Source organism: Streptomyces sp. NBC_00078, from assembly GCF_026343335.1.
In the GTDB taxonomy this organism is placed as follows: domain Bacteria; phylum Actinomycetota; class Actinomycetes; order Streptomycetales; family Streptomycetaceae; genus Streptomyces.
The window spans coordinates 370,283-395,202 of record NZ_JAPELX010000001.1; the positions used below are offsets into that span (position 1 = coordinate 370,283).

Annotated in this window: 21 protein-coding genes, 2 pseudogenes and 1 riboswitch; of the genes and pseudogenes, 10 read left to right on the forward strand and 13 right to left on the reverse strand. The window is 70.4% G+C overall.

The genetic code is table 11. The annotated features are described in order from the left end of the window. Positions 1–76: 76 nt before the first annotated feature. Together OOK07_RS01720 and OOK07_RS01725 are read left to right on the forward strand one after the other, a co-directional pair. Entirely contained in the window at positions 77–529 is a 453-nt protein-coding gene (locus OOK07_RS01720; protein WP_266794743.1) for a hypothetical protein, read from the forward strand. Positions 530–534: 5 nt separating this feature from the next. Further along, a riboswitch (ZMP/ZTP riboswitch) is annotated at positions 535–617 on the forward strand. 23 nt (positions 618–640) lie between these two features. Next, a complete protein-coding gene (locus OOK07_RS01725; RefSeq protein WP_266676171.1) occupies positions 641–1,489 on the forward strand; it encodes a bifunctional 5,10-methylenetetrahydrofolate dehydrogenase/5,10-methenyltetrahydrofolate cyclohydrolase in 849 nt (282 codons plus the stop codon). Here the strand turns inward: OOK07_RS01725 and OOK07_RS01730 are convergent, their stop codons facing one another. Both OOK07_RS01730 and OOK07_RS01735 read right to left on the reverse strand, forming a co-directional pair. Further along, a complete protein-coding gene (locus tag OOK07_RS01730; protein WP_266794744.1) occupies positions 1,490–2,464 on the reverse strand; it encodes a CU044_5270 family protein in 975 nt (324 codons plus the stop codon). Next, positions 2,457–3,005 (reverse strand): RNA polymerase sigma factor, encoded by a 549-nt coding sequence (locus tag OOK07_RS01735; RefSeq protein WP_266676175.1) that lies wholly within the window; start codon positions 3,003–3,005, stop codon positions 2,457–2,459. Before OOK07_RS01735 ends, OOK07_RS01730 begins: the two co-directional genes overlap by 8 nt. Positions 3,006–3,110: 105 nt before the next feature. Here OOK07_RS01735 and ctaD point away from each other — a divergent pair, with 105 nt between their 5' ends. Then, complete coding sequence (gene ctaD / locus OOK07_RS01740) at positions 3,111–4,718, forward strand: aa3-type cytochrome oxidase subunit I (RefSeq protein WP_266794745.1); 1,608 nt, start codon at positions 3,111–3,113, stop codon at positions 4,716–4,718. After that, entirely contained in the window at positions 4,715–5,065 is a 351-nt protein-coding gene (locus tag OOK07_RS01745) for a hypothetical protein (RefSeq protein ID WP_266676179.1), read from the forward strand. Before ctaD ends, OOK07_RS01745 begins: the two co-directional genes overlap by 4 nt. On the opposite strand, the gene OOK07_RS01750 is transcribed toward OOK07_RS01745, so the two are convergent. Further along, positions 5,058–7,025 (reverse strand): RICIN domain-containing protein, encoded by a 1,968-nt coding sequence (locus OOK07_RS01750; RefSeq protein ID WP_266794746.1) that lies wholly within the window; start codon positions 7,023–7,025, stop codon positions 5,058–5,060. The two genes, OOK07_RS01745 and OOK07_RS01750, sit on opposite strands and share 8 nt — an antisense overlap. 247 nt (positions 7,026–7,272) lie before the next feature. Here OOK07_RS01750 and OOK07_RS01755 point away from each other — a divergent pair, with 247 nt between their 5' ends. Beyond that, positions 7,273–8,562 (forward strand): glycosyltransferase, encoded by a 1,290-nt coding sequence (locus tag OOK07_RS01755; protein WP_266801870.1) that lies wholly within the window; start codon positions 7,273–7,275, stop codon positions 8,560–8,562. Positions 8,563–8,644: 82 nt separating this feature from the next. Here the strand turns inward: OOK07_RS01755 and OOK07_RS01760 are convergent, their stop codons facing one another. Then, positions 8,645–9,307, reverse strand: coding sequence for a TetR/AcrR family transcriptional regulator (locus tag OOK07_RS01760; protein ID WP_266794747.1), 663 nt, complete (start codon positions 9,305–9,307; stop codon positions 8,645–8,647). Between the two features lie 182 nt (positions 9,308–9,489). On the opposite strand from OOK07_RS01760, the gene OOK07_RS01765 reads away from it, so the two are divergent. After that, positions 9,490–10,749: a YncE family protein gene (locus OOK07_RS01765; protein WP_266676185.1), complete on the forward strand. Its 1,260-nt coding sequence runs from the start codon at positions 9,490–9,492 to the stop codon at positions 10,747–10,749. Positions 10,750–11,107: 358 nt separating this feature from the next. On the opposite strand, the gene OOK07_RS01770 is transcribed toward OOK07_RS01765, so the two are convergent. The 4 genes from OOK07_RS01770 to OOK07_RS01785 all read right to left on the reverse strand — a co-directional run bounded on the left by OOK07_RS01770 (position 11,108) and on the right by OOK07_RS01785 (position 17,352). After that, on the reverse strand, positions 11,108–12,964 hold the full coding sequence (locus OOK07_RS01770; protein ID WP_266794748.1) for a glycoside hydrolase family 5 protein: 1,857 nt from the start codon (positions 12,962–12,964) through the stop codon (positions 11,108–11,110). 93 nt (positions 12,965–13,057) lie between these two features. Beyond that, positions 13,058–15,031 carry an elongation factor G gene (locus tag OOK07_RS01775; protein ID WP_266794749.1) on the reverse strand — a complete coding sequence of 658 codons (1,974 nt, stop codon included), beginning with the start codon at positions 15,029–15,031 and terminating at the stop codon, positions 13,058–13,060. Between the two features lie 267 nt (positions 15,032–15,298). Next, complete coding sequence (locus OOK07_RS01780; protein WP_266794750.1) at positions 15,299–16,750, reverse strand: MFS transporter; 1,452 nt, start codon at positions 16,748–16,750, stop codon at positions 15,299–15,301. A gap of 83 nt (positions 16,751–16,833) precedes the next feature. Further along, on the reverse strand, positions 16,834–17,352 hold the full coding sequence (locus tag OOK07_RS01785) for a metallophosphoesterase family protein (RefSeq protein ID WP_266794751.1): 519 nt from the start codon (positions 17,350–17,352) through the stop codon (positions 16,834–16,836). Positions 17,353–17,545: 193 nt separating this feature from the next. Between OOK07_RS01785 and OOK07_RS01790 the strand changes: the two genes are divergently transcribed. The 4 genes and pseudogenes from OOK07_RS01790 to OOK07_RS01805 all read left to right on the forward strand — a co-directional run. Further along, positions 17,546–18,007, forward strand: coding sequence for a MarR family winged helix-turn-helix transcriptional regulator (locus OOK07_RS01790; RefSeq protein WP_266794752.1), 462 nt, complete (start codon positions 17,546–17,548; stop codon positions 18,005–18,007). Positions 18,008–18,304: 297 nt separating this feature from the next. Then, on the forward strand, positions 18,305–18,889 hold the full coding sequence (locus OOK07_RS01795; RefSeq protein ID WP_266794753.1) for a hydrolase: 585 nt from the start codon (positions 18,305–18,307) through the stop codon (positions 18,887–18,889). Between the two features lie 117 nt (positions 18,890–19,006). Beyond that, a complete protein-coding gene (locus OOK07_RS01800) occupies positions 19,007–20,965 on the forward strand; it encodes a glycosyltransferase family 2 protein (RefSeq protein WP_266794754.1) in 1,959 nt (652 codons plus the stop codon). 4 nt (positions 20,966–20,969) lie between these two features. Continuing rightward, positions 20,970–21,480, forward strand: a pseudogene (locus OOK07_RS01805) (dTDP-4-dehydrorhamnose 3,5-epimerase family protein); the annotation flags it as partial. A gap of 22 nt (positions 21,481–21,502) precedes the next feature. Here the strand turns inward: OOK07_RS01805 and OOK07_RS01810 are convergent. The 5 genes and pseudogenes from OOK07_RS01810 to OOK07_RS01830 form a co-directional block, all read right to left on the reverse strand. Continuing rightward, on the reverse strand, positions 21,503–22,306 hold the full coding sequence (locus OOK07_RS01810; RefSeq protein ID WP_266676201.1) for a class I SAM-dependent methyltransferase: 804 nt from the start codon (positions 22,304–22,306) through the stop codon (positions 21,503–21,505). Continuing rightward, positions 22,303–23,199: a dTDP-4-dehydrorhamnose reductase gene (gene rfbD, locus OOK07_RS01815; protein WP_266794755.1), complete on the reverse strand. Its 897-nt coding sequence runs from the start codon at positions 23,197–23,199 to the stop codon at positions 22,303–22,305. Before rfbD ends, OOK07_RS01810 begins: the two co-directional genes overlap by 4 nt. Positions 23,200–23,201: 2 nt before the next feature. Further along, a pseudogene (locus OOK07_RS01820) lies at positions 23,202–23,413 on the reverse strand (GDP-mannose 4,6-dehydratase); the annotation flags it as partial. Then, the gene (locus tag OOK07_RS01825; RefSeq protein WP_266676205.1) at positions 23,410–24,477 is read right to left on the reverse strand and encodes a glucose-1-phosphate thymidylyltransferase; all 1,068 of its coding nucleotides are present in this window, start codon (positions 24,475–24,477) and stop codon (positions 23,410–23,412) included. The pseudogene OOK07_RS01820 and the gene OOK07_RS01825, both read right to left, overlap by 4 nt. 118 nt (positions 24,478–24,595) lie before the next feature. Next, entirely contained in the window at positions 24,596–24,775 is a 180-nt protein-coding gene (locus tag OOK07_RS01830; RefSeq protein ID WP_266676207.1) for a hypothetical protein, read from the reverse strand. Positions 24,776–24,920 lie beyond the last annotated feature (145 nt).

Genomic DNA, 24,920 nt, shown 5'->3' on the forward strand with positions numbered 1-24,920 from the left:
CAGTGCTGAGAGCAGCGCGGCCTCGTCCGCTTCCTCCGTCACCGCGTGCTGCTCGAAGGCGGCGTTTCCCGCATCGGTGAGCCTCCGGACGAGGTGCGGCGCGGCTGGGCCTCCATGTATCTGCCTGATCGCCGACAACCACTTCAGTGAGCACGCCGCTGCACCCGCCCACTACGCGTCGGCGCTGGAGGCCGGGGAGTCGGGACCTGATCCGTTGCCGGCCCGGGAGGCCCTGCGTCATCCGGTCGACCACGACTTCGGTGACCCTCACCGTGCGCTGGAACGCCGGCGGCGGGCGACCGGGCTGGGCGGCGGTGCGGGCACGGTCCCCGGCACGCTGTCCCGGCAACTGCTGCTCGCGGTGCCGGCCCGTGACACCGGCGACGAGGCGGGGGCCAGGGCGCTCGCGACCGAGATCGCCCGCTGGGCGGGGGCCATCGGCGCCGTTCACATCGAGGCGGAGACGACCGCCTTCCTCGCCGGGGCCGATCCGACCGCCCCGCCGCAGCAGAGCGAGGAGGTCGGTTAGGGTCGTGGCGGGCCGTGACTGGCGCTGAGGTGGAGTACCACCGGGGAGCGGCCACGCGGAGTCGATGCCGTGCGCCTGGGCGATCCGGTCACACCGACCCAGGAGTGGATCATGTCTCAGGCCCGGCTCATGGACGGCACCTCGCTCGCCCGGCGGATCGTCGAGGACACCGCCGAGCGGGCGGCCGGCCTCACCGAACGCACCGGCACGGCGCCCTGTCTGGCGGCGGTGCTGGTCGGCGAGGACCCCGCCTCCGTCACCTATGTCCGCATGAAGCAGAACCGCTGCCGCAAGGCCGGCATCGAATCCCGCCACGTGGCACTGCCCGCGGCCACGACCACCGGGGAACTCGTCGGCACCCTGCGCTCACTGTCCGACGACCCCGGCGTACACGGCATCCTGCTGCAGCACCCGATGGGTGAACACATCGACGAGCGGGCCGCGTTCGAGGCGATCGCGCCCGAGAAGGACGTGGACGGCGTCACCTTCGCCTCCTTCGCGACGATGAGCTTCGGCCTGCCGGGCTTCGTGTCGTGCACGCCGGGCGGCATCATGCGGCTGCTCGACGCGTACGACGTCGACCCGTCCGGCAAGCGGGCCGTCGTAGTGGGCCGCAGCGCCATCCTCGGCAAGCCGGTCGGCATGCTGCTGCTCGCCCGGGACGCGACGGTGACGTACTGCCACTCGCGCACCCGGGAGCTGTCCTCCGTGGTCCGGGAGGCCGACATCGTGGTGGCTGCCGTGGGCCGGCCGCGGCTGATCCGGGGCGAGGACGTGAAGCCCGGCGCGGTCGTGATCGATGCCGGCTACAACCCGGGCAACGTGGGCGACGTGGACTTCGGCTCCGCCGTGGAGCGTGCCGGTCTCATCACTCCCGTGCCGGGCGGCGTCGGCCCGATGACGATCGCCACACTGCTGGAGCAGACCGTCGATGCCGCCGTCCGGCAGCTCGGGGCGTGATCAGCGCATCCAGGCGCTGTAATCCTCCACGTCGCCGGCCCTGACACCGTACTCGGGCTCGGCCTTGGTGAGGACGGTCTCCAGGCCGAGCACGGCTCCGGTGGCCGGGTTCATGATCAGCATCCGGCGATAGCCGGGAGCGTCGTACACGTACGCCTGGCCGCGCCGCCCGAGCCGGTCGGTCACCTGTCCGACCGGACGGAGTCCGTCGGTGCCGGCGAGGAGGCGCGCGAGGGTCGCGGACTCGCGGGCGCCGAGGGTCCAGTTGTCGAGCAGCACCTGGACGGCGTCGAGGAGTCCGGGGGTGTCGAGCGCGGTGTGGGTGTACGTGGCCTCCCGCAGATAGGCGCGCAGCCGTGCCGTTTCGCGCGGCGGAGGAGACTCGGGAGGCGCGTCGCTCCAGCTCGGCGGGTAGGTCTGCCTGCTGATGACATGGCCGTCCTCGACCAGGTGCGGATCGCCGCCCTCGTCACGCAGGACCGGCCGGCCGGGGTGCCGCGGGTCGGTCGCCACCACCAGCTCGGTGTGGCTGCCGTCTGCCTTCCAGCGCACGACTCGCTCCTCCGGGAGCGTGACCGGGGGCTTGTCGTCGCTCATGCCCATACTCCAGGACTGCACGTGCGTGCCCTTGCGCAGGTTGGGCGCCCCGTCCGCGGCCGCCTGCCGCTCTGCCCGGGCGGCGAGCTGTTCCAGGGGTACGGGGGTGGAGTCGCTCTGGACGACGAGCGCGCGGGGTGCGGCGACCGCGGGGGTCGTGCTCGGGCCGCCGAGCGTCAGCGTCAGCACGGTCGCGGCGACGACCGCGGTGGCCGCGAGACTCCACACGAGCCGGGTGCGGCGGCCGCCCGGAAGCTGTTCGTGCAGCAACTGGCCGAGCCGGCGCTCGGCGTGGTGGTCGAGGGGGCCGTCGCCGTAGCGGGGGCCGTCGGTCGGCGCCGGGTTGGCGCGGCGCAGGAGTTCGAGTTCGTCAGCCATGGTCGTGCTCCTTCGCGGCTGTCGGACCGGCCGTGGGTGCGGGGCGTATGCGGTCGATCTCGGCTCTGAGCCGGCGCCGGGCGCGGTGCAGCCGCATCGACGCGGCCCGGCTGCCGCAGCCGAGGGCGACGGCGACCTCGTCGATGCCCAGTTCCTCCCACGCCGTCAGGCGCAGCACCTCCCGATCGGCCTCGGAGAGCCGGGCCAGTGCGTCGTGCACCCAGGCGCCCGCCGCCTCCGTGTCGGGGCTGTCCACGGTCTGTCTGCCGTGCGCGGTCTCGTCGTTGCCCAGCCGGTCGACCAGCCGGCGGCGCCGGCCGTAGCCGCGTACCGCGTTCGCCAGGCAGTTGCGTGCCACGCCGTACAACCAGGGCAGCGGGGAGACCGGCAGGTCCAAGCGGCGCCGCCAGGCGACCGTGAACACCTCCGCCACCACTTCCTCCACCTCGTCGGCCCGCCCGTCCAGTCGCCGCGCGACATAGCGGCTGACCGCCCAGTAGTGCTCGCGATAGGCAGCGGCGAAGATCTCGTCGTTGCTCATGTTCCGTTCGTGTCCGGCACCGGCCGGATCGTCACACCCGCTTCCGTGATTCTCGTCGCGTCATCCGAGTGTGACCACAGTGCCGGGCCCGGACACAGGCGGGGTATGAGGCACCTCAAGTGGTTGACGACCACTGACCACAAGACGATCGGGACGCTCTACCTCGTCACGTCGTTCGCGTTCTTCATGATCGGCGGCGTCATGGCGCTGCTGATGCGCGCCGAGCTCGCCCGGCCCGGTCTGCAGATCATGACGAACGAGCAGTTCAACCAGGCGTTCACGATGCACGGCACGATCATGCTGCTGATGTTCGCGACGCCGCTGTTCGCCGGCTTCACCAACTGGATCATGCCGCTGCAGATCGGCGCCCCGGACGTGGCGTTCCCGCGGCTGAACATGTTCGCCTACTGGCTGTACCTGTTCGGCTCGACCATCGCGGTCGGCGGCTTCCTCACCCCGTCCGGTGCGGCCGACTTCGGCTGGTTCGCCTACTCCCCGCTCTCCGACGCGGTGCGCTCGCCGGGCATCGGCGCCGACCTGTGGATCATGGGCCTGGCCTTCTCCGGCTTCGGCACGATCCTCGGTGCGGTCAACTTCATCACCACCATCATCTGCATGCGCGCGCCCGGCATGACCATGTTCCGCATGCCGATCTTCGTGTGGAACGTGCTGCTGACCGCGGTGCTGGTACTGCTCGCCTTCCCCGTCCTGGCCGCCGCGCTGTTCGCGCTGGAGGCGGATCGGAAGTTCGGGGCACATGTCTTCGACGCGGCCAACGGCGGCGCCCTGCTGTGGCAACACCTCTTCTGGTTCTTCGGCCATCCAGAGGTGTACATCATCGCGCTGCCGTTCTTCGGCATCATCTCCGAGGTCATCCCGGTCTTCTCCCGCAAGCCGATGTTCGGCTACATGGGCCTGATCGGCGCGACCATCGCGATCGCCGGCCTGTCCGTGACGGTGTGGGCCCACCACATGTACGTCACCGGCGGTGTGCTGCTGCCGTTCTTCTCCTTCATGACGTTCCTCATCGCCGTACCGACCGGCGTGAAGTTCTTCAACTGGATCGGAACGATGTGGAAGGGGTCACTGAGTTTCGAGACCCCCATGCTCTGGGCCACCGGCTTCCTGGTCACCTTCACCTTCGGCGGCCTCACCGGTGTGATGCTCGCTTCGCCGCCCATCGACTTCCATGTCTCGGACAGCTACTTCGTGGTGGCGCACTTCCACTACGTGGTGTTCGGCACCGTCGTCTTCGCGATGTTCTCCGGCTTCCACTTCTGGTGGCCGAAGATGACCGGCAAGATGCTCGACGAGCGGCTCGGCAAGATCACGTTCTGGACGCTGTTCATCGGCTTCCACGGCACCTTCCTGGTCCAGCACTGGCTGGGCGCCGAGGGCATGCAGCGCCGGATCCCCGACTATCTGGCGGTGGAGGGGTTCGCGACGCTCAACACGATCTCGACGATCTCCTCGTTCCTGCTGGGCTCGTCGATGCTCCCGTTCTTCTACAACGTGTGGAAGACGGCGAAGTACGGCAAGCCGGTCGGCGTCGACGACCCGTGGGGCTACGGCCGTTCACTGGAGTGGGCCACCTCCTGCCCGCCTCCGCGCCACAACTTCGTCGCCCTTCCCCGCATCCGCAGCGAGTCCCCCGCGTTCGACCTGCACCACGCCCAGTCCCCGTCCCCGGCAAGGGAGTTGACCGCATCGTGAGCAGCAAGGACACCCAGGTGCTCCTCAACGAGATCGAGGGACACCTGCTCCTGTCCGCCGCCCAGGAGGAGGGCCGTACGGCCGCCGTGCGCTTCAGTGCCCGCCTCCACTGGCTGACCGACGCCCAACGCGAGGACGTGGAGCGCCGGTTCGAGGCCGAGTACCTCGCACTCGCCCGCACCTCCTGGCAGCGCACCGCGGAGCGTGCCGGTCAGTTGCGGGGCGAGTACGAGGAGACGTACCGCGGCCTGCGGCGCCGTCTGCTGGCCGGCTGGCTGCTGGCGTGCGCCGCGGTCATGGCCGCGGGTGTCGTGCTGCTCTCCTGCGCCTGGGCCGGGGCTAGTTGAGCGTCCACTTCTGGTTGTCGCCCGTACCGCACGTCCACAGCACCATGAAAGTGCCGTTGGCGGTGCCGTTGTTGTAGGCGTCCAGGCACAGGCCCGCGTTGACGTTGGTGATCGTGCCGTCGCTGTTCACGTTCCACTTCTGGTTGTTCTGGCCGTTGCAGTCCCAGATGACGGCCTTGGTGCCGTTGGTCGTGCCGTTGTCGTAGGCGTCCAGGCACTTGTTGCCGTACACCACGAGTTCCTTGCGGGAGGTGTACGTCCAGGCCTGGTTCTGGCCGCCGTTGCAGTCCCACAGCTCGGCCTGGGTGCCGTTGGTGATCGTGTGGTCGTAGATGTCGAGGCAGTGTCCGGACTGCTTGCCGACGACCTGGGTGCCGTCGGTACCGGGCTGGGGTCTGACGGTGATCGAGTCGAGGGTCGGGGCGCCCGAGAAGGTGAGCGAGTTGGTGGCGCCCTTGGACAGGCCCACCTGGACGGAGATCGTGCCCGGGCCGGCTCCGGTCGGCGGGAAGGAGACCGCGGTGGAGCCCTGGCCGTTGACCTTGAGGGTGCCGGTGCGGGCACTGGAGGTGTTGTTCGTGTACGAGACGTCGACGATCTTGACCCCGGTGCTCCCGGCGGCGACCCCGCTGAAGCTCGACGTGCCGGTGTAGGTGCTGCTCGACGCCTCGGTCCCCCCGGTGACCGTCAGCATGACCGAGCCGCCCGCCGGAACACTGGTCGTGTAACTCGTGCCGTGGGTACCGACGTTGGTGCGCGCCCACAGATCACGCACCGTCGCGGACGCGTCGGTCAGGCCCAGGTCGGACCAGCGGACGGTGATGTTCTGCGCGGAGGAGGTGCGGTTGAGGAGGACCACGGCGCGGTTGCCGGTGCCGGCCAGCGCCTTGCCGTACACCTGCAGTCCGCTCGTGTCCTCGGCGACCTTGACGCCCTGGAGTCCGCGCGGGTCCTGGTCGACGGCGACGACCTCGGGGTTCTTGAGGATCGAGGCGGTCTCGGAGGACATCGTGGCGAGGTTGTTGCCGGCGAGGAGCGGGGCACCGGAGATGGCCCACAGGTTCATGTGGGTGCGGTTCTGGGCGGCGGTGAAGCCGTCCATGCCGACCATGAGCATGTCCGGGTCGTTGTAGTAGCCGGTGTGCTGGGCCGTGGGGTGCAGGGTCTGGTCGAAGTTGGACAGCAGGTTCGTCATCGACGGCGAGTTGCCGTAGTAGATGATGTCCGTGCTCGTGCGCCACATGGGGGCCTGGCCCGGCGCCCAGTTCCAGGGGTTCTGCTTGCCCCAGTTGCAGATCGAGAGAGTGAGCGGGCGGCCGGTGGTGGCCGTCGCCTTGGCGACCGCGTCGCTGATCGACTGGTACGCCGTCGCCGCGTCGAGTCCCTCGACGTCTCCGCCGCACCAGTCGACCTTGACGAAGTCGAAGCCCCACTTGGAGAACTGGAGCATGTCCTGGTCGTAGTGGCCTTCGCTGCCGGTGTTCGCGGCGGCGGGGCGGCCGGTCGGGTAGTAGTAGCCGCAGCCGTTCTTGCCCGCGTCGGTGTAGATGCCGGCCTTGAGGCCCTTGCTGTGGATGTAGTCCGCGATGGCGCTCATGCCGCCGGGCCACTCCCCGGTGTCGACGGTGATGTTGCCGGCGCTGTCGCGGGTGCCCTGCCACCAGCCCTCGTCGATGTTGATGTACTTGTAGCCGGCCGCCGGCAGCCCCGCGGCGACGAACGCGTCGACCTGCTGCTTGATGACGTTGTAGTCGATCTTGGCAGCGAAGCTGTTCCAGGAGGCCCAGCCCATGGGGGCGGTGGGCACGGCTATCTGACGAGTCGTCGCCGCCTGTGCCGGGCCCGGAGCCGCGAACAGCAATGCGGCGGCCACGGTCAGGGCGAGGGCGAGAAGACGTACGGCGGCGGCTCTGCACCGGTGCACGAGACCTCTTCGGGGCGAGCGCGGAGGGGGGTACATGCGGCTCCTTCTGCGAGGGGACTCCGGTGGGGGAAGCCATTCAGCGACGCGTTCGAGCAGCACTTCCTCTCCATGTTCGACATGTCGAACATGGATCGATTAACCGAACGTGTCGCGCGCCGAAACTAGAGCCCCGGAGAGAGGGAAGTCAACGGATACGACAGGCCTGAAATGGCCGGTCCCGACGCGGTGTTCTCGCTGAGCGGCGTGCGGCGGCACCATACTGGCGGTCGTGCGCGTAGCGATCATGACGGCGGGTTCCCGAGGCGATGTCGCCCCCTACACCGGGCTCGGACATGGGCTCTCCCGTGCCGGACACGAGGTCACCCTGGTCACACACGCCCGTTTCGAGCCGCTCGTGGCGGGGTCGAAGGTCCGCTTCCATGCACTGCCGGTGGATCCGCGGGCCGAGCTGGAGTCCTCGCGCGGGCGTGGTCTGCACCGCAGCGGGACCGGCGTCGGGAAGTTGGTGCGGGTGGTGGCGATGGCGCGAACGCTGGCCGGGCGGATGACAGACGACCTCGTGGCAGCCGCCCGGTCGAGCGACGTCCTGCTGCTGTCCGGTTCAGTCGGCCCGCTCGGGCACACCATCGCCGAGGGACTGTCGCTGCCGTACCTGGACGTGCCGCTCCAACCACTCGCCCCCACAAGGGAGTTCGGGCCTCCGATGCTGGGGGTCCGCTCACTGGGGGCCGTGGGCAACCGGATCGCCGGGCACGGCGTCGGTCTGGCCGTCGAGCAGGTATTCGCCGGGGCGCTGCCCACGGTGCGGGAGCGACTGGGGCTGCCCCGCGTGAGTGCCGCCGCGGCCTGGCGGGCCCGGGAACGGCAGGAGCGGCCGGTACTGCACGGCTTCAGCCCTCTGGTGGTACCGCGGCCGGGAGACTGGCGGCCGGGTCTCACCGTGACCGGATACTGGTGGCCGTACGACACGGTTCCCCAACTCCCGCCCCTTCTACGGGACTTCCTCGACGCGGGACCACCTCCCGTCTACGTCGGACTGGGCAGCGCTACCGTGCCCGACCCCGAGCGGCTCAGCACCGCCATCGTGCGCGCCCTGCGCCAAGCCGGGCTGCGTGGCGTGATCCAGCGGGGCTGGGCCGGCCTCGGGGCCGTCGGCGACGACATGCTGAGCGTCGACGAGGTGCCGCACTCCGTGCTCTTCCCCCGCATAGCCGCCGTGGTCCACCACGCGGGCGCGGGCACGACGGCGGCCGGTCTGCGTGCCGGCGTACCCGCTGTGCCGGTACCGATCCAGTTCGACGAGGGCTTCTGGTCCGCCCGTCTGGTCGGCCTGGGCGTGGCCCCCCGCGCCCTGCCGCTGCGCCGCCTCACCGCCGACGCGCTGGCCGCGGCACTGAAACGGGCCACCCGCGATCCGGCGTTCGGGCGGCGCGCGGCGCACCTGGGGACGCGGATCCGGGACGAGGACGGAATGGCGCCGGTGCTGGCCGCGGTGAACGGGCTCGGCGCGGTGTCCGGGCGCGGAGAACGGACCGGACGCGTGAACGGACCGGACGCCCAAGAGCCCGGGTGATCGCACGCTCACCGGCCGCGACGAGCGCACCGCGGCTGCCGCCCGGGCGCACCCGACGCGCCGGGGGGACACATCGCACCCGTCAGTTCGCCGACGCAGCCCACCCCGGCGGACGCAGAATCGCGAGCAGCTGCTGCACCAGTTCGTCCACCACCTCGTCCAGCGTCGCGTCGACCCACCCGGCGCTCCAGTCATGGAGCAGGCCGTTGACGCTGCCGATGAAGGCTGTCGCGGCGAGGCGGTAGTCGCGCGGGGCCGCTTCTCCCCGCGCGGCCGCCGTTTCCGCCTCGGCACAGATGAGGTCCACCCAGCGGGAGCGACGGGCCAGGCGCTGCTCCTCCAGACGCGGGCTCACACCGATGATCTCGACGAAGGTGATCCGTATCCGGCGCGGGTCGCCGGTGACGTTGGCGGCGTAGGAGCGAAAGATGCCGGTGGCACGCTGGGCGAGCGGCAGGCCCTGTACTTCGGCGAGCGCGGTCACGACGGCCTCCTCGGCCCAGTCGTTGACCTGGAGGTGCAGGGCGGCCAGCACGTCCTCAAGGGTGCGGAACTCCTCGTAGAACTGCCGGGTGGACAGTCCCGCGGCCTCGCTCAGCGCCGCGACCGTGGTGGCCCGGTAGCCGGGTTCGCCGCCGAACAGTTCGAGCGCGGCGTCCAGGAACCTCCTGTGCCGCTCGGCCTGCCGTTCCGCGGCGGTCTTGCCTGCGTACCGACCCGTCGGCGCCCTGAGCCTGCCCGCCACTGAACCTCCCTCGTCCGCCCCCTCCGCCAATTTTGTCGTGCACGCAGTCTTGTGGAGAAGGGCGCCTCTTCCTTACTTTCCAGTAAGTAGGAATCTGAAGGCGCCTGTTTTCAGATTTGGCCATGCCCGTTCCGTTTGGCATGCCCCCGTCACGCTTCAGCCATCCAGAGGAGAGAGCACTCATGCCTGCCTTCAGAACCAGGCACCTTTGCTCCGTAGCCGCCGCCCTCGTCCTGACCGTCGCCGCGCCCGCGACCGCCGTCTCCGCCGCCACCGACTCCTCCTCCGCAGCCGCGCTGCGCGAGGTGATGTTCGTCGGCAACAACTGGGACGGCACAGCCGACGTCATCAAGTCCAGTGGCGACTTCGCGAAGGTCGGCCGCATCAACGTCATCCCCGACAAGGACCAGCGGATGGCGGCCATCAACGCCGATCCGATCAAGTGGATCTACTTCATGGCGATCCGCAACGGCGTCGGCGAGGGCCACGACCAGTTCGCCGACGACATGTACTCCACACCCGACGGCAGGTCGGTGGTGGTCTCCCGGCCGAGCTTCGCCGACGTCGTCTCCATCGACCTCGCCACCGGCAGCATCAACTGGCGTTTCCCCGTGTCCGGTTACCGTTCCGACCACATGGCGGTCTCCCCCGACGGCACCCGGGTGGCGGTGTCCGCCTCGACCGCGAACACCGTGCACGTGCTGGACATCAACACCGGCAAGCAGCTGGGCTCGTTCGCGACGGGCGACAAGCCGCACGAGAACATCTTCACCAAGGACGGCAAGTACATCTGGAACATGGCCATCGGGGACGTCAACACGTCACTCGACACCCCGGGTTGGGACTGGACCAAGGGTGACCGCCACATCACCGTCGTGGACGCGACGACCTACAAGCAGGTCAAGGTCATCGACATGCGGGACCGCCTCGACGCGATCGGCCTGAAGGACTTCTCGGACGCGGTACGGCCGGCCGTGTTCTCGCCGGACGAGTCCAAGCTGTACTTCCAGGTGTCCTTCTTCAACGGATTCCTGGAGTACGACGTCGCCACCGACAAGATCACCCGGGTGAAGACGCTGCCGAAGAACCCGGCGACCAGCGAGGACCGCACCACCTGGGTCAACGACTCGCGCCACCACGGCATTTCGATGAGCCCGGACGGCACCAAGCTGTGCGTCGCGGGCACCATGGACGACTACGCGACGGTCGTCGACCGCGCCACCCTCAACGAGGGTCCGCTGGTGTCCGCCTCGAAGCCCTACTGGGCCACGGTCAGCGGCGACGGCAAGGACTGCGTCATCTCCGAGAGCGGCGCCGACCAGGTCACGGCGATCGACTTCGCGACCGGGCGGAAGGTCACGTCCGTCTCCGTCGGTGACCATCCGCAGCGGGTGCGCTTGGGTCATGTGGAGGCGAACTGGTCGGGCACCTCCGGCAGCTGACTCCCGTGAGCCGTGAGGTGGGCGGCACGGGAACCAGGGGCCGGCCCACCTCGCCGCGGCACCGGACCAGCGGCCGTGGCAGGCGGACGCTCCCATCGGCCACACGCCCTCTCCGGCCTCCGCGCCAGCCAGCTCCGTCGTACGCCTACGGCCGCAAGCGGGACGCGGGACGCAACCACGCCCGGGGCCCGGGTCCTGGGCTCCGGGCGTGCCGGGCTCCGGGCGTGCCGGGCTCCGGGCTCCGGGCTCCGGGCTCCGGGCTCCGGGCTCCGGGCTCCGGGCGAACGTGCCGGGGGAGATTCCCGGGCGGACGTGACGGAGAAGATCCCCGGACGGCCGGCCCGCCCGGGGCACCTCGTCAGAAGTGCGCGGCAGCCCACGCCGTCAGTTCGGACCTGGCCGCAGTGAGCAGGCCTGCCGAGGGTGTGGTGGCGCCGTTGGTCACCAGTGCGTAGTGCAGGGCGCCCGAGTCCGTGTCGGTGAGCAGGAGCCGGCGGCTGCCGGTGCCGCCCGGTTCGGGAGCCGCGGCGATCGGGGCCGACGGCGTGTACGCCGGCGGGTCGAACGCCGTGCCCAGGTCGGAGACCACCGTGGTCGACGAGGTCGGGAAGGACGCCGGAAGGTGCAGTTCGGTGGGTGCCGAGCCGCTGCCCGAGCGCCATACGAGCAGCCCGTACTGGCCCGATCCCACCAGCGTCGCCACGTTCGGCAGCGAGCTCGGCACCGGGTTCCAGGTCAGGGTCGTCGAGCCGTCTCGTGAGCGGTCCTCGTAGGTGAAGGCGAGCGTCGAACCGGCGGTGGCGCTCGGGTACACGCGGTCGAGGAGCCGGCCGTCCTGGCGCAGCGTCGGCGTGCCGGAGTCGTCGAGGCCCACGGCCGAGAGGTCCTCGTCGTTCCAGGCGTCACCGGATGTGCGGACCTTGCCGGGGTTGTCGTTCATGAGCTCGTGGTGACGCCCGCTGTAGAGGTCCCACTGCCACTGCGAACCGGACAGCACGGGGCCCGAGCCCGCCGGATTCGACCACCAACTCGCTCCCGGCACACGGGAGTCGAGCGCCTGGTACATGGCCTTGACCACGGTCGGCGCCTTGTCCGCGGCATTTCCCGACAGCGGGTGGCCGAACTCGCTGACCACGGCGGCCGTTCCCGCAGCCGAGGCGCGGTCCCGGATCATCCCGAAGTCGGTCGCGTACTGGCCGTCGGCCGCCTTGCCCCACATGAAGATGCCGGAGATGGCCTTCTGGTCGTAGAAGTGCGTGTTGAAGACATACCGCGGACCGAGCGTGCCCGCGTCCAGGAGACCACCCTGCTGCTTCTGGAAGTCGATGTTGGCGTTCCAGAAGAGGTTGGGTTCGACGAGGGCCGGCTTGTCCTGCCAGCCCGCCGCGTCCATCCGGGCCCGGAACTTCACGTAGAAGGGCCACAGCAGGTTCTGTTCCCAGGTGCGGCTGGTCTGGCCCGGGTCGTAGCTGCCCGCATGGGGCTCGTTGTACGGGTCGAAGCCCACCACGCCGGCGAACTCCGCATCGCTGAGGTGCTGTCCGACGTACGCCATGGCCTTCTGCGCGGTGTCGAGAAAGGAGTCCTGCAGACCGTAGGTGTTGTGCCAGAAGTCGTGCTGCGCCTTGGTCACGGCCTGGTTCTGGGTGATGTTCTGACCCCAGAAGAGGCAGACGCCACAGGACTCCTGCGGGTAACCCCCAAGGTTCACCGCCCATTCGGGTGCGCCGTCGCCCGTGTACCAGCTGCCGGAGTTGAAGAGGTGGCGGGAGTAGAGGTCCTGGTGGAAGTCGGGGTAGACGCGGATGCCGGCGTCGAGGAAGGCCCGCATCTGGGCGGTGGCGGCGGCGAGGTAGGTCGTGTCGACCGCGCCGCGGGTGGGTTCGGTGTGGGCCCAGGACAGCAGGAAGCGGACCGAGTTGCCGCCACCGAGGGCGCGCAGCGCGGTCGCGGACTTCTTCGCGTCGGCCACCGAGGCGAACGGCAGGCCGCTGTTCTCCTCCAGCTTGGTCTCGCCGGAGACGTTGTACCCGCGCAGCACGACCTCGCGGCCGTGGCCGTCGACGAAGTGGCCGTTGTGCACGGTGAGCGGCGTTTCGTCGAACCAGAGAGAGTCGGGAAGGGTCGCGGCGGTGGCGGACGGCACGCCCGCCACCGTCAAAGATCCGAAGAGGACAACCAGAACAACGAGCAGACGTGCCCGGATATTCGGCATGTCCACTACAGTCCGTTGAATTCCGGACAGCGTCAATACTTCTGACTTTTGAGTAAGTTTCAGGTTTCTTGGGCACGTCCTCTCTCTGCCGCCTCAACTCCCCACTCGACGCGTCACGTTCAACAGGTACTCCTTGCGGTTGAGGGGGTTGTGGTCGGTGCGGGGACGTTCGGGAACCGTTCCGTAGGTGATCGGTGCGTGGTGGTCGAAGGCGGTCTCCAACTCGCCTTCGCCGCGCGTGAGTCCGGGCAGCCGCTGCTCCAGTTCGTGCACCCGGCCCGCCGGGACGGCACCCTCCAGCAGGCAGTCGGCACCCCGCGTCCCTGTCGTCTGCGGTACGGCCCGCAGCGCGGCCAGCACCGGGAGCAGGGCGCCGAGGGTGTCGGCCGGGGCCTCGATCCGGAAGCGGTGCATCGGCTCGTACACCCGCACGCCCGCCCGGCGCAGCGCCTCGGCCAGGACCAGCGGCGTCACCCCGCGGAAGTCAGCGCCGGTGCTCGACATGCTCTTGTCGAAGCCCTGGTGGGCGTGGCTCTGCCGGGGCGAGTAGCCGGAGTGGGTCATGGTGACGACGCAGTCGGTGACCTGCCAGCCGTGCAGACCCTGGCCGAGGGTTTCGCGGACGGTGTCCTCGACGGCCTTGAAGAAGGCGTACGGCATCGAGCCGAGTTCCACCTCCAGCCGGAAGTCCACGCCCGAGCCGGTCGGCGCGGGCTCGACGCGCAGGCCGACGGTGGCGAGGAACGGGTTCGGGTCCTTCTTGTTGTACTCGACGGCCGCCCCGGAGCCGGACAGCCGCTCGATGCAGATCGTCGTGGTCTCCCGGAAGGTGACGTCCAGCCCGAACTCCTCGGCGAGCGTGGCCTGGACGACCTCCTTCTGCACCTCGCCGTACAGGGAGACGGCGGTCTCCTGACGCACCTCGTCGTGGCGCAGGTCGATGAGCGGATCCTGTTCGGCGAGCCGGGTCAGCGCGAGATGGAGCTTCCCCCGGTCCACGCCCGGGCCCGGCACCACCACCGTCTCCAGCGTCGGCGGGGCGAAGAAGCGCCCGTACGCCTTGCGGGGTTCGCCGATCGCGTCGCCGATCCTGATGTCGGTCAGGCCCCACAGCCTGGCGATCCGGCCGGCGGGGACCGCATCGGCCCGGACATCGCCGCCGTGGTCGAAGACGCCGATCGCGGTGACCCTGCCCTTCTGGCCGGCGTCGCCGAAGGGGACCCGGTCGCGGGTGCGCAGGGTGCCGGAGAACATCCGGGCGTACGCCACCTTCTCCCCCGCCGGGCCGCGGTCGACCTTGAAGACGGTGCCCGAGACCGGTCCGCCGGGGTCGCCGTCCGCAGGCGGCAGGAGTTCCTTGATGCCGGTCACCAGTGCGTCCACGCCCGCGCCCGTGATGGCCGAGCCGAAGTAGACGGGGTGGACCTGGGCCTGGCGGGTCTGGGCGGTCAGGGCCGTACGCACAGTGGTGTGTGACATGGCACCACCCTCCACGCAGGCGGCCAGCAGATCGTCGTCATGGTCCGCCAGGACGTCGGGGGCGGTCGGCGCGAGGCCCGGCGTGAAGCGGGCGTCGGGCGTACCCGGCCCTGCGGTCGTCCCCATCGGCACGACCGCAGGGGTGAGCCGCGCGGAGATCGCGCGCAGGACAGCGTCGGGGCGGGCGCCTCCGCGGTCGATCTTGTTGACGAACAGAAGAGTCGGGATGCGCAGCCGCTGCAGGGTCCGCATCAGGACCCGCGTCTGCGCCTGGACGCCCTCGACCGCCGAGACGACCAGTACGGCGCCGTCGAGTACGCCGAGCACCCGCTCCACCTCCGCGATGAAGTCCGGGTGGCCGGGGGTGTCGATGAGGTTGACCGTCACGTCGTCGATCGGGAACGAGACGACGGCGGACTTGATGGTGATGCCGCGCTGCCGCTCCAGCGCGAGGGTGTCGGTCCGGGTGTTCCCGTCGTCGACACGGCCGATCTCGTCGATCACGCCGACCGAGTGCAGCAGCCGTTCGGTCAGGCTGGTCTTACCTGCGTCGACGTGCGCAAGGATGCCGAGGTTGAGCACATGCACGAAGCGTCATGTCCTTCGAAGAGGGGGCGTTTCCTTTCTGGCGGGACATGAACGGTGCGCGCATTGCTGCTCCCGGACGGTGCGGTGACAAGACATGGGAAGTGCAGCAGGCCGGTGGTCACGAGGCAACGGATTAACGCTCAACCAATGCCCCCGCTGCTCTCGCACCCTTCCAGGAGCGGTCCCAGAGTGACGTACATCAGGTGCATGCAGCGGCCCGGATCCTATGGAGCCATGCATGTCGCGGACCGGTCCCTGACACGCCTTTCACACTGACGCCCGCTGTTCCCTTCGCTTCCCGCCGCCTGGACGCAGGGCGCCCGGCAACAGGAGCAGCGCGAGCACCGCGCCCGTCGCGTACAGGCCCGCGGCTCCGAGCGCGACGACATGGAAGCCCCGTACGAGACTCTTCGCGTCGGTGGGCTGTCCGGCGATCGCTCCCGCCACCGCGATACCTATCGCACCGCCGGTCTGACGTGCGGTGTTGTTCATCGCGGAGGCCAGTCCTGCGCGTTCGGCGGGGACGGCCGCGATGGCCGCGGCGACGACGGCCGGGGTCAGCAGTCCCATGCCGGTGCCCCACAACAGGAACGCTGACAGCATGACCGGATACGGGGAGTGCGGCGCGGCCAGGACCAGGAGCGCGAGCCCTGCCGCGGCGACGAGCAGACCCGCGGCGGCCGGGAGGCGTGATCCGATCCGGCTGGTGATGCGCCCGCCGAACGGCGCGATGACCACGAGCGGCGCGAACAGCGGGATCACCGCCGCGCCCGCGAGCAGCGCCGAGCGGTCCTGGACCGACTGCAGGAACAGCATCAGCACGAACAGTGTGCCGAGCGTGCCCATGTTCATGATCCCGGCCACCACGTTCGCCGCGTCGAAAGCGGGTCGCCGCAGCAGAGTGGGGGGCAGCATCGCGTCGTCCCCGCGGCGCAGTTCGGCCACGACCAGTGCCGGCACCGCCAGGACGGCGAGTATCACGGCCGTGAGCACCTGCGATGTGGCGGCGCCCGAGCGTCCGCCCTCGATGAAGGCGTACGTCGTCGCCAGCAGCACCAGGCTGCCGAGCAGCACTCCGGGCAGGTCCAGACGCCGGGACTGCGCCTGACTGCTCTCCGGCACGATCGCTGCGGCCCACACCAGGGCCACCAGCACGATCGGCACGTTCAGCAGGAAGATCGCCCGCCAGCCGAGGCCGTCGACGAGTGCGCCGCCGAGCAGCGGGCCGGCCGGGAGGGCAAGACTTCCGATACCGGCCCAGAGGCCGATCGCCCGCGCGCGTGCCGCTCTGTCGGGGAAGGCGCGGCTGATGACGGCCAGGGTGCCCGGCAGCAGCAGGGCCGCGCCCACGCCCTGGAGCACCCTGGCGGCGACCAGGACGGGCAGGTCCGGGGCGACTCCGCAGGCCAGCGAGCCCACGCCGAAGACGACGAGTCCGTACAGCACCACCCGCCGGTGTCCGTACAGGTCGCCGACCGTCCCGCTGGTCAGCATGAGGGCGGCGAGTGCCAGCGCATAGCCGTCGACCACCCACTGGAGGCCGCCGACGTCGGCGTCCAGGCCCGAACCGATGGCGGGCAGCGCGACGTTGACGATGGTGACGTCGAGCAGCACCAGGAAGTACCCGGTGCACATGACGAGCAGAACGGTGCGCGGTGAGCCCTCGTGCCGTGCGGGGCTCACCGCGCGCCGCAGGAGCGTTGCCGGTGTTCCAGTCATGGTTCCTTGGTACCAGTGGGGTCTGACAATGCCGCCCCGTGGGAGGTGCTGCTGTGCGGCGCCACTGTCGGGTGCCCCGTCCCCTATCCCGAAACCGGTGGCCGTCGCACCGGCAGGCGGTGCAGCTGTACGTCCGTGAGCAGGCCGTCGGCCACGGTGGCGGTCATGTACGTGCAGTGGGGCTGACGGCGGCGGTCGGTCGGGGAACCGGGGTTCAGCAGTCGCAGGCCGCCCGGGGCGGTCGTGTCCCACGGGATGTGGCTGTGGCCGAAGACCAGCACGTCCAGGTCCGGGAACCGGGCGGCGCAGCGCGTCTCCCGGCCCGGTGCCGGGCCCGTCTCGTGCACGACCCCGAAGCGCAGTCCACCGAGGTCGGCGTACGCCACCTCGGGCAGCCGCGCACGCAGCTCGGGCCCGTCGTTGTTGCCGTACACACCGATGAGTCGGCGACAGCGGGCCACCAGCAGGTCGAAGGTGTCGGTATCGACCCAGTCCCCGGCGTGGAACACGACGTCGGCGCGCGGAAGTTCGGCGAGAAGCGGGGCGGGCAGCTCCTTGGCGCGCTTGGGGAGGTGGGTGTCGGTCGTGAGGAGAAGGCGCACAGGGGCAGCCTAGAGAGCGCATCGGTGCAGCGGAGGAAGCGGACCGCCCGGTGCGTCGGCGAGGGCCTGCGGCCGGCCCCGCTCCACACGGGCAGACCCGGCAACGACGTGTGTGAGCGGACGCGAAGGATCTACAGACAAAGCTGTTCAGGCTGGACTGGACAGTTTGAGCTTACGATTCTACGGTGAGGGTATGGACGGACCGGTCACCGACCCTCCCGGGGGCATCAGCGATTCCGCCGCGCGTGCGGCACGCGACCTGCGGGTCGTGTTCAGCCGACTGCGGCGCCGTATCAGGGAGGTCGCGGAGGACGACGAGCTCACGCCGCCGCAGGTCTCCGCGCTCACCCTGGTCGCCAAACACGGGGCTGCCACGGCCAGCGCCCTGGCCACGGCCGAGGGCGTGCGGCCGCAGTCGATGGCCACCACGCTCGCCGCACTGGACCGGCAGGGAATGATCCGGCGCAGCCCCGACCCGGACGACGGCCGCCGCCGGCTCGTCACCCTGACCGACGCGGGCCGCCGACGGGTCGAGGGCGACCGCCAGGCGCGCGAGGAATGGCTGGCCCGGGCCCTGCAGGACCGGTACACGGAGGACGAACGCCGCACGGTTCTCGACGGCCTCGCCCTGCTGGAACGGCTCACGGAGCAGTGACACCGAATCATTCCTGCGTCGCCACGTCGCGAGGCCGGCAACTTTGTGCCGTGGGGACGGCAGCCGAGCCGGCTCGTATCGCCTCTGCCGCCGGACTGCCGCACGCCTTCATGTTCCTCGTCACGGCGCCCGCGTCCGCCGCCGACGCGGCGCTCTGCGCCCACCGCACGGGCGCGGCAGGCCGGCCACGATCCGGCCCCGCGCATGCCTGCCGGGTCCGCGCCGCTCCTGGCGACCGACCCCCTCGACCACTCACCGAAACCGAACACACTCGCACGCTCCGGAAGGGCCTGACCCATGACCGTCACCGCACTCGATCCGCGCACCGCCCTCGTCGTGATCGACCTCCAGGCCGGCATCGTCGGCGCGCCCACCCAGCCGTACACCGGCGCCGAGGTCGTCACCCGTACGGCCGAACTCGCCGACGCCTTCCGTGCCCGCGACCTGCCCGTGGTGCTGGTCAGGGTCTCGTTCGCCGCGGACGGGAGCGACGCCGTCCCCGGCCGCACCCAGGCCGCCGGCCGGGGTGGCAGCCTGCCCGAGGGCTGGGACGTAGTCGTCCCCGAACTGGCCGGCCGCCCCGGCGACATCACCGTCACCAAACGCAACTGGGGTGCTTTCCACGGCACCGGCCTCGACCTCCAGCTGCGCCGCCGCGGTGTCACGCAGATCGTGCTGACGGGCATCGCCACCAGCATCGGCGTGGAGTCCACCGCTCGCGCCGCCCACGAGCACGGCTACCACGTCACCCTCGCCACCGACGCGATGAGCGACTTGAGCTCCGAGGCACACGACCACAGCATCGAGCGGATCTTCCCGCGTCTGGGGGAGCCGGGCACCACGGCCGAGATCCTGGAGCTGCTGGCCAAGACGCACGGCTGATCCGGCCGCCGGGGACACCGCAGGGCCGCCCGGAGTGGGACGAAGCTCCCTGCGGAGATAGCATCTGGCCACCGCACCCACACATACGGCGAGCGACCCGAGGGGGCTCGGAGCCCGATGCCGGTCAAGGTCAGCGTCATCGTCCCCGTCTACAACCCGGGGCCCTACATCGAGGACTGCGTCACCTCGTTGCTCAAGCAGTCCCTGCCACGCGACGAATACGAAGTGATCTTCGTCGACGACGGCTCCACCGACCAGGCCCCGGCCCGGCTCGACGCGCTCGCCGCGGAAGAGCCCCGGGTCCGGGTCTTCCACCAGGAGAACTCCGGCTGGTCGGGCAAGCCCCGTAACGTCGGCATCGCCGCCTCCCAGGGCGAGTACGTCATGTTCGTCGACAACGACGACCACCTCGGCGTCGAGGCCCTGGAGCGGATGTACGAGTACGGCGTGGCCAACGGCGCAGATGTCGTCGTCGGCAAGATGGCCGGCCAGGGCCGCGCGGTCCCGGTGGAGCTGTTCCGCCGCAACCGGCCGCGAGCGAGCGTGGCGGACGCCCCGCTCATCGACAGCCTCACCCCGCACAAGATGTTCCGCAGGGCCTTCCTCGACGAGATCGGCCTGCGCTTCCCCGAAGGCAGGCGGCGGCTGGAGGACCACGTCTTCGTGACGGAGGCGTATCTGCGCGCGGCCAACGTCTCCGTGATCGGCGACTACGTCTGCTACTACCACGTCCGCCGGGACGACTCCTCCAACGCGGGCTTCCAACGCTTCGACCCCGTCGGGTACTTCAAGAACCTGCGGGAGGCGCTGGACGTCGTCGAGCAGTACACCGAGCCGGGCGCGGTGCGCGACAGCCTCTACCGCCGATGGCTGCGCGTCGAGATGGTGGAGCGGATGCGCGGCCGGCGCCTCCTCAGCAAGCCGGACGACTACCGGCGCAAGCAGTTCGAGGAGATCCACCGCGTCGTCGCCGAGCGCTTCGGCCCCGGTGTCGTCGCCGGGCTGCTGCCGACGCAGCAGGTCGTGGCCGCGCTGATCGCCGCCGAACGGTACGACGACGTCGTGGCCTTCGCCGAGTGGGAGGTCGGGCTCACCCTGTCGGCCCGGCCCGGCACCGTCGAGTGGCGGGACGGGGCGCTGCGCATCGACTTCAGCGCCGAGTTCACCGCGGACGGTTCGCCGCTGACGTTCCCCGGCGGCGGGGTCCAGACCTCGCTGGACGGCCCGCCCGAGAACATCGCGGCCGCGATCGCCTGTGTGGGGGCCGACACCGTGGCCCGGTTCTCTCAGGCCACCCTGGACCTGCTGGTGCGCGAACGCGCCAGCGCCGCACAGTACTTCCAGCCGGTCGAGGTCACCCGGGAGATCGTGCCGGTCGAGGACAGCGGGCGCGTGCGGCTGGTGCTGCGGGCGACGGCGACGGTCGACCCGGCGGGCGCGGTCGACGGCACACCGCTGCGCGGCGGGCTGTGGGACACGTACGCCCGTGTCAGGCTGGGCGGTTGGAGCATGGAGTCCCGCATCGGCCCCGGCCCGCGCAAGGCCCGTGCCGCCACGTCGGGCGGCGTCGTGGGCGGGCGGGTGGTCCTGCCGTACTGGACCGACCAGCACGGCAATCTCTCCTTGGACGTCGACCGGGCGAGCAAACGCCTGGGCCTCGACCGCCTCGACCCCGCGGCCGTCGACACGGCGGGCGGCGGGCTGCGTACGCCTGTGCCGCTGCACGTGCCGGCCGACACCGCGGTACTGCTCCGGCTCACGTCGGCAAACAGGTCGGTCGACGCGCCGGGTACCCTCTCCCCCGCCGGTGACGGGGCCGTACTGGAGGCCACTCTGTCCGTCTCCGACCTCAGGGACGCGACCTGGCGGACCGCCCTGTGCCCGGCTCCGAAGGCCGACGAGCCACGCTTCCTCCCGCTGCCGCTCGCCCTGCGTGCGGACACCACCTCGGTCCAGGTGGTACGGACCCGCAGGCCCTCGGCTCTGCGACGAGTGGCCCGCAGGGCGCGGCGCTCGCTCGCCGCGGTCCTCGGCCGGCGCACGGCGTCCCGGTCCGCCAGGACTCCAAAGGCGTGACGGCGTGCGATCGCTCGGCGTGACGGGCGGACGGGTGTTCGAACCCAGGGTCTCCTCCGACGGGTGCAGCTTCCACGAGTGGTACCGCGGCGAGGAGTTCCGCCAGGCCACCGGGTACGACCTCTCGCTCGCGCAGGCCGACTGCCCGGTCTCCCGGTGGGGCGTCCTGCGCGGGGTGCACTTCTCCGACGTGCCGCCCGGGCAGGCCACGTAGGTCACACCTTCGCCCAGTGGGAGACGGTGCGCCTGGACGACGCCGGCCGGCACGCGCCGTTCCTCGCGGAGAGGCACGGGCACGCCTTCACGGCGCTGACCGACGACGCCACGGTGGTGCACCTGTGCTCGACCGGAAACGCGCCCCAGCGCGAGCACGGTGTACACCCCCTTGACCCGGGCCTGGGCATCGTCCGGCCGGAGGGCATCCCCCGCTGCTGTCGCCGAAGGACGCTCAGGCCCCGTCGCCGGCCGAGGCTCAGCGGACGGGGCTGCTTCCGTCGTGCGAGGCCTGCACCGCCTGCGGGAGGCCGCGCGGCGGGGTCAGCGACCGACGGCGAGCGGCTCCAGGGCCGACTGCAGCGCCTTCCAGCCGCGGGAGCGGCTCAGTCCGCGGTTGCGGGCGCGGACCAGCGGGCGCCAGAAGTCGGCTCCCACCAGGGTCTCCGGCTTGACCGCCTTGACCCGCTCCAGGACGGCCTCGGGCACCTTCTGCGGGTCGGGCACCTCGAACTCGGCCATGATCTCGTCGTACTTGTCCTTCAGCACCGTGTTCTTGGGGTCGGCGCCGAAGACGACCAGCTGGCCGGTGGGCTGGGTGTCGACGAGGACGGTCACCAGGTCGGGGCGGTAGCGGCCCAGGATCTCGATGATCTTGTACACGTCGCCGGTCCAGGCGGTGGTGTGCCGGTCGCGGGCCGCCTCGTCGATACTGCGCGGCAGCATGTCGTCGAGGACGATCACGCTGGACCAGTCGGAGTGCTTCTCGACGTTGATGAAGTCCCGCAGCGCGTACTCGAACAGGTGCATGCCGTCGATGAACGCCAGGTCGAGCGTGGTGCGCCGCCAGTACCCGAAGGGCTGGCGGCCGCGGCGCAGATTGCGCACGGGGTGCCGGCCGCCGCGCAGGTGCGCGAGGGGGTTGTCGCGGGCGAAGAAGTCGTCGCTGGTGGCCTTCACCAGGTGGACGTCGCAGCGGATCTCCGTGACCACCTTGAACGCGGGGTCGACCGCGACGCTGGGGACGCGCGACAGCTGGAGACTGCGGCCGTCGTTGACCCCGATCTCCAGGTAGTTGCGGTTGGCGCTGGACTTGTGCAGTTCCCTAAGGAACTCATGGCGTTTCACGCAGGGACTCCTTGCGGATCAGGGGAAGCTTCATGCAGGACGGCGCGCCAGTCGCGCGGCGGCGACAGGCCGAGCTCCTGCCGGCGCCCGTGGGCGAGGGCGCTGTACGCCGGGCGGGGAGCGGGCCTCGGGAAGGCCTCGCTGCCGGCGGGCCGCACCCGGTCCGGGTCGGCGCCGAGGCCCCGGAAGACCTCGCGGGCCAGCTCGTACCAGCCGGCCTCGCCGGAGCTGGTCGCATGGAAGACACCGCTCGCGCCGCGACCCAGGTGCGGGCCCAGGTCGGCGAGGCGTGCGGCGACATCCGCGCTCCACGTGGGCTGCCCACGTTGGTGGTCGACGACACCGAGGGTGTCGCGACAGGACTCCAGGTCGATCATCGTGCGGACGAAACTACGCCCGTGGGCGCCGTAGAGCCAAGCGGTTCGCACGATTGCGCCAGATGTGGGGAGTTCCTGGACCACGGCACGCTCGCCGGCGAGTTTGGTGCGGCCGTAGGTGGTGCGCGGGGCGGTGGGATGGTCTTCCGGGTACGGAGTCGTGGCATCGCCTGCGAAGACGTAGTCGGTGGAGACGTGGATCAGGCGTGCGTCGTGCGCGGCGCAGGCGCGGGCGAGGTGGCGGGGCCCGTCGCCGTTGATCCGCAGGGCCCGCTCCTCGTCGGTCTCGGCGTCGTCGACGTCCGTGTACGCGGCGCAGTTGACGACGAGATCAGGCCGGTGGTCGGCCAACGCCCCCTCGACCGCCTGCTGTTGGGCGATGTCCAGGGCCGCGTGATCGAGCCCTGTGACGTCCTCGCCGCGCCGGGTCAGCTCGTCGACCGTGTCCCGGCCGAGCATGCCGCCTGCGCCCGTGACCAGCCACCTCACGCCGACCGCCGTTTCAGGGGCTCCCACCAGGCCATCAGCTTGCCGACCAGTTCGGCGTCGCGGATGTCGCCCTGGACGAACTCCAGCCGGGGTGGGTGAGATCGAGGTTGTCGAGGTTGCCGGCGTAGGTCAGCTTGTCCAGCACGGTGATCCGCGGCGCCGGTGGCCCGTCGGCGGCGAGCAGGGTGCGGACGTAACACGAGCCGATGAATCCGGCGGCGCCGGTGACGAGGAGGTTCATGTATGGATCTGCACCTTGCTGTGGTCTCCGAGGACCAGACGGTGTGCGCTGGGCACACTGGGTGCCGGGGTGACCTCGACGTGCCGGCCGATCAGGGAGCTCTCGATCCGGCCCACTCCGAGGATCGAGGAGTCGCGCAGCACGATGGAGAACTCCAGTTCGCTGTCGATGATCCGGCAGTTCTCGGCGACGGAGGTGAAGGGGCCGACGTAGGACTCCTGGACAACGGTGCCGGCACCGATCACGACGGGTCCGACGATGCGGGAGTTGACGACCCGGGCGCCCTCCTCCACGACCACCCGCCCGATGGTCTCGGAGCCCTCGTCGACCTCACCGTCGATGCGGCGGTCCAGGCCTTCCAGGACGGTCCGGTTGACTTCGAGCATGTCGACGACGTTCCCGGTGTCCTTCCAGTAGCCCTTGATGACGGTGCAGCGCACGTCGGCGCGGCGGTCGATCAGGTGCTGGATGGCATGGGTGATCTCGAGTTCGCCACGCCAGGAGGGCCGGATGGCGCGCACCGCCTCGTGGATGAGGGGCGTGAAGAGGTAGACCCCCACCAGGGCGAAGTTGCTCTTGGGATGTTCGGGCTTCTCCTCAAGGCCGACGACCTGGCCCAGGGAGTCGAGTTCGGCTACGCCGAAGGCACGGGGGTCGGCCACTTCGGTGAGCAGGATCTGGGCGTCGGGGCGGTTGCCGCGGAACTCGTCCACGAGGGTGCTGATGCCGCCGACGATGAAGTTGTCTCCCAGATACATCACGAAGTCGTCTTCGCCGAGCCAGTCCCGCGCGATCAGCACCGCGTGAGCCAGCCCGAGGGGCCGCTCCTGGGGGATATAGGTGATCTCCAGACCGAACTTGGATCCGTCGCCGACCGCTTCCTGGATCTCGGATGCGGTGTCTCCGACGATGACGCCGACCTCCGTGATGCCTGCGGCGGCGATGGATTCCAGTCCGTAGAAGAGCACGGCCTTGTTGGCCACGGGCACGAGCTGCTTGGCCGACGTGTGCGTGATCGGCCTCAGTCGTGTACCAGCGCCACCGGACAGCACGAGAGCCTTCATCTGCTTCACCTTCGTCGCGGACCCCGAGGACGGGCTGCGACCAGTGTGGCCGCTTCGTCACGACGGCGCTGCGCCGCCGGTCCGGCGGCGCAGCACGCGTGTGGGGTCGCGGGCCTGCTCAGTCCTCGCCCCGCACGATGTTCCCCTCCGGACCCTGCTGGTCCGTCCGGGTGACCTCCTGGTCGAGAACGGCCGGAACGCAGGTGCGCACGACGCCCTTGCCGCGCAGACGCCTGGCCTTCGACCAGCCGGTCTCGGGTCGACGGATCATGAGCTTCTCACTGGTGTGCGACGTCACGGCGTCTCATCTTCCTTCTTCGTCAGTGCCCGCGGAACGGGTCCCCGGAGGCCGTCCGGCCAAACGGCGGTGTACGGGGCCGACGGGCGCATGAACACGCCGCGTGGAGCGTCCGGGCTCGGGCGTCCGCCACCAGGGCGGCTCA

Coding starts and splice junctions, on each gene's coding strand:
- OOK07_RS01725 (WP_266676171.1), top strand. CDS start 641: ATGTCTCAGGCCCGGCTCATGGACGGCACCTCGCTCGCCCGGCGGATC.
- OOK07_RS01730 (WP_266794744.1), bottom strand. CDS start 2,464: ATGGCTGACGAACTCGAACTCCTGCGCCGCGCCAACCCGGCGCCGACC.
- OOK07_RS01735 (WP_266676175.1), bottom strand. CDS start 3,005: ATGAGCAACGACGAGATCTTCGCCGCTGCCTATCGCGAGCACTACTGG.
- ctaD (WP_266794745.1), top strand. CDS start 3,111: ATGAGGCACCTCAAGTGGTTGACGACCACTGACCACAAGACGATCGGG.
- OOK07_RS01750 (WP_266794746.1), bottom strand. CDS start 7,025: ATGTACCCCCCTCCGCGCTCGCCCCGAAGAGGTCTCGTGCACCGGTGC.
- OOK07_RS01755 (WP_266801870.1), top strand. CDS start 7,273: ATGACGGCGGGTTCCCGAGGCGATGTCGCCCCCTACACCGGGCTCGGA.
- OOK07_RS01765 (WP_266676185.1), top strand. CDS start 9,490: ATGCCTGCCTTCAGAACCAGGCACCTTTGCTCCGTAGCCGCCGCCCTC.
- OOK07_RS01770 (WP_266794748.1), bottom strand. CDS start 12,964: ATGCCGAATATCCGGGCACGTCTGCTCGTTGTTCTGGTTGTCCTCTTC.
- OOK07_RS01780 (WP_266794750.1), bottom strand. CDS start 16,750: ATGACTGGAACACCGGCAACGCTCCTGCGGCGCGCGGTGAGCCCCGCA.
- OOK07_RS01790 (WP_266794752.1), top strand. CDS start 17,546: ATGGACGGACCGGTCACCGACCCTCCCGGGGGCATCAGCGATTCCGCC.
- OOK07_RS01795 (WP_266794753.1), top strand. CDS start 18,305: ATGACCGTCACCGCACTCGATCCGCGCACCGCCCTCGTCGTGATCGAC.
- OOK07_RS01800 (WP_266794754.1), top strand. CDS start 19,007: ATGCCGGTCAAGGTCAGCGTCATCGTCCCCGTCTACAACCCGGGGCCC.
- OOK07_RS01825 (WP_266676205.1), bottom strand. CDS start 24,477: ATGAAGGCTCTCGTGCTGTCCGGTGGCGCTGGTACACGACTGAGGCCG.